The following is a 3,087-nucleotide window of genomic DNA, read 5'->3' as shown; positions in this document are numbered from 1 at the left end:
GGGGCCGTCTGAAATTGTGTTAAAAACAGCAAGGTCGCCTCTTCCTCCTCCGGTCGCATGAAAAAGACCACCTCCGCACGCTGCATGGCACCGGTCCACAGACCAAACTTTTCCTTATCACGCAGCCTTTTGAGCAAATTCAAAGCCTTGCGTTCTCCGCGCAGATGCCAGATGAGAACGTCCGAATCGATGTACGCCTTCACCGTTTATACCTTTCCTGCGATCGGCGCATAGCGGTTTTAATGCGCTCGACCGTTTTGGCAGCCGTTTCATCTCGTTGCCAGCAACCCAATGTATCGGTGAAAACATCGAACTTATGCTCCAGTTCGACTTTTTGAGCATAGTGTCGAACGGCATTTTCAATCACGGATTTTTTTGACGTACCCAGCTTTTTCGCCATTAGACCAATTCGCCGGATCACAGCTTCATCAATGCGGGTTGACATGATTTTGTCCATTGATACCTCCAAATGCATACGTAAGAAATATAACGTAAGAAATTAAAATTGTCAACGGAAATACGTTGCGGAAATCATCGTATCCCAATGCAATGCATCAATGATAAATTTATAGATTTTTCCACGAATTACACGAAAATATTTACCTAAGTTGAGCGATTGTCGAGTGAGTTATTGTCAAATGTTGTGCACGGCATTAGGCAGCGATCCGTATTATTTCAATACCGTCAACAAACTTTACCCCTTTAATTACCATCGCTAATTTTTCATAGCGGTGAAGACGTATCCATCTTTTCTGAGCGCATTTACAAAGCTTAAAGGCCATTGTTTGGACGGTTTGACAGAGAAGCACCTTAATTGAGAGAAAGTTGAGGATGCTCCATATCCGCAGTGTCAAGGGTGAACCCGTAGTAAATTAATGCGAACCCTTAACAACAAAGGAGGTGGGGTATTATCGGCTTTCCCCGCAGGTAAACAGTACGGCCAGAGAACTCGGGATAACCATGAAAGACTTTGCTGACAGACTGGGATTGACGCCACCGGCTGTGAGCATTTCCGTCAGAAGGGGGGAGAAACTGGCAAAAAAGTTTGGTTATCGACTGACAAACGAATAGAAATTTACTTTTTTACCTACGTCCCCCATGGCCCTTCGTCCGGATGAACCATCTCCTCCACATCGATCCGCAGGTGGAGCCTGTCCAGAAGCTGAGCCTGGGTCTTGCCGACATCCGGGAAAGCTTCAGTCCCCGCAATCTGACGAGGTTGTTTATCCGTCACCCCCAAAATGAGCTTCCCCCCTCCTTCGTTGGCCAGTGCGACACAATAACGGGTGAGCTTCTCGGAATCAAACTGCCGACCGGCCTGTTTGAATTCGAGATGTTCGCTTTCCGTCAGCCGGATCCATTTTTTTAACTGCTGCAAAGTCGTTTTCATGTTTTATTTATCGCCTTACCCTTTCGTATTCTTCGTGTGTTTGAAAACCTTTTTAAACCACGGATGACACGCTCTCCATGCAATTATTTGGAATGGTTTTTCCGGGATTTAGTTTTTCCGCCCATACTGAGAATGAAATGCTGTGGATTTGCTTCCCGGATTTGCTCTAAGGCCCAATCTTTGACTTCAAAAACGATGAGCCCGATCTTATCGCCAAACAATATAAAGTCGGGTTCCTTTCCTTTTAAATCCGGTGTGTACCACGCAATGTATTGAGAGTCCGGCTTAGCAACAGATTCAAGAAAGCGGTAAAATTGCTTTTCGCCTTCAGTTGTAAAGATCTCAACATTTTCAGGGATCATTGTTGCCAAGATGCACTCCTTATAAAAAATCTGCGATGTTTGATACTTGTTGTATCATCTCTAAACGTAAACGGCTGCTGCTAATTCACAATTCAAGCTTTGAGCCCGATCCTTTTACTGTAGATCTATAAAAATGGGTAAAGTTATAATCGAATAGATGTCCCCCAAGGCCCCCTGTTAAAGAGGTTTCGGAAAGTTATTTGCTTATTTATGGACGTCTTGGAAGTCTCACGAATACTGTACTCTATACTCTTTTAATCAAGGATCAAGGTTTGACCCCACTCCCGTACAAAATATCATGCCCGGATATAAAGGACATTTAACCGGGAGGTTAATCTTCTGGGGCTTGTGCCTGGCCGGTTTGTTCGGCTTCGGAATTTACCAGCCCGATCCCATAACGGCTCTGGTGCTTTTGTTAATCGTACTACTGGGGGCCCTCTTTCCGGATACAGATACGGACTCAAAAGGCCAGAACCTGTTTTACGGTTGCCTGGTTATTTTAGATCTGGCCCTAATGATTAAAGGCAAATTTAAATGGGCCGCCATCTTAGGGTTTTGTGCCCTGCTTCCAGCCATCGGCCATCATAGGGGCTGGACTCACACCTGGTGGGCCATGCTCATCATTCCTTTGCCGATTATTATCCTTCCCATGATGTTTTATAAACTTTCTTTACCGGATGTGCTGCCATTTTATCTTGCTGCTGTCTTCGGGTACCTTTCTCATCTTGTTCTGGATCGAAAATTCTGACTTCCAAAACTTCTCAACCGCCTTCTTCCAGCTAACTATTTTGCATTAATAGACCCATCCTTAACTCACCGGAAAGAAAAGTTAAATTGAATGACCGTCCCCCACTTCCCTTGATCGACTCGAATCCGGCCAATGCCCTGGCAATGGGGTCGAAGAAGAGCAGTAGTGCAAGCCAGGCGTGCAATATCGTGAATTTATGTCGGGGAACTCGTTTATTCCGGGGCTGATGTTGCGAGGTATCTTGATGTTACGAACGCCCCTATTGCTTCCATCCCCTCTGTACGTTTACTTCAGGCATGGGATAGTGTTTGGTATTTAGCGTAAAGATTGTTCCGCCGGATTTGATGGCAGTGGCCACAAGGATTGCATCGTTAATATCCGTTCCATGGCGCGGATTCCATTGGCGATAAATTTTTCCGGCCATATCAATAACGCCTTGGTCCACAGGGGCCGTCTGAAATTGTGTTAAAAACAGCAAGGTCGCCTCTTCCTCCTCCGGTCGCATGAAAAAGACCACCTCCGCACGCTGCATGGCACCGGTCCACAGACCAAACTTTTCCTTATCACGCAGCCTTTTGAGCAAATTC

At 45.7% G+C, this 3,087-nt stretch carries 6 protein-coding genes; 1 reads left to right on the top strand and 5 read right to left on the bottom strand.

Features of this window, described 5'->3' with window-relative positions; all coding sequences use genetic code 11:
• From V3S16_RS17230 to V3S16_RS17215, 4 genes are all read right to left on the bottom strand, one after another.
• On the bottom strand, positions 1 to 203 hold a 203-nt coding region (locus V3S16_RS17230), incomplete at its 3' end, for a hypothetical protein (RefSeq protein ID WP_413887196.1).
• Complete coding sequence (locus V3S16_RS17225) at positions 200 to 457, bottom strand: hypothetical protein (protein WP_413887194.1); 258 nt, start codon at positions 455 to 457, stop codon at positions 200 to 202. The genes V3S16_RS17225 and V3S16_RS17230, both read right to left, overlap by 4 nt.
• Positions 458 to 1,087: 630 nt before the next feature.
• On the bottom strand, positions 1,088 to 1,390 hold the full coding sequence (locus V3S16_RS17220) for a helix-turn-helix domain-containing protein (RefSeq protein WP_413887192.1): 303 nt from the start codon (positions 1,388 to 1,390) through the stop codon (positions 1,088 to 1,090).
• Between the two features lie 83 nt (positions 1,391 to 1,473).
• Positions 1,474 to 1,752 (bottom strand): NERD domain-containing protein, encoded by a 279-nt coding sequence (locus V3S16_RS17215; protein ID WP_413887198.1) that lies wholly within the window; start codon positions 1,750 to 1,752, stop codon positions 1,474 to 1,476.
• A 298-nt stretch (positions 1,753 to 2,050) separates the two neighbouring features.
• Here V3S16_RS17215 and V3S16_RS17210 point away from each other — a divergent pair, with 298 nt between their 5' ends.
• A complete protein-coding gene (locus V3S16_RS17210; protein WP_413887190.1) occupies positions 2,051 to 2,500 on the top strand; it encodes a metal-dependent hydrolase in 450 nt (149 codons plus the stop codon).
• A 259-nt stretch (positions 2,501 to 2,759) separates the two neighbouring features.
• Here V3S16_RS17210 and V3S16_RS17205 read toward each other — a convergent pair.
• Positions 2,760 to 3,087 (bottom strand): PIN domain-containing protein (locus tag V3S16_RS17205; RefSeq protein WP_413887188.1); only part of this gene is annotated, 328 nt, incomplete at its 5' end.

Origin of the sequence: Candidatus Desulfatibia sp. (genome assembly GCF_036446775.1) — a bacterium.
Taxonomy (GTDB): Bacteria; Desulfobacterota; Desulfobacteria; order Desulfobacterales; family UBA11574; genus Desulfatibia_A.
The sequence above is the reverse complement of the archived record's forward strand: the minus strand, read 5'-3'. Positions and strand labels throughout refer to the sequence as shown.

What these genes read in the sequence shown, in the direction of transcription:
- V3S16_RS17225 (WP_413887194.1), bottom strand. Translation starts at nt 457, where the DNA reads ATGGACAAAATCATGTCAACCCGCATTGATGAAGCTGTGATCCGGCGA.
- V3S16_RS17220 (WP_413887192.1), bottom strand. Translation starts at nt 1,390, where the DNA reads ATGAAAACGACTTTGCAGCAGTTAAAAAAATGGATCCGGCTGACGGAA.
- V3S16_RS17210 (WP_413887190.1), top strand. Translation starts at nt 2,051, where the DNA reads ATGCCCGGATATAAAGGACATTTAACCGGGAGGTTAATCTTCTGGGGC.
- V3S16_RS17215 (WP_413887198.1), bottom strand. Translation starts at nt 1,752, where the DNA reads ATGATCCCTGAAAATGTTGAGATCTTTACAACTGAAGGCGAAAAGCAA.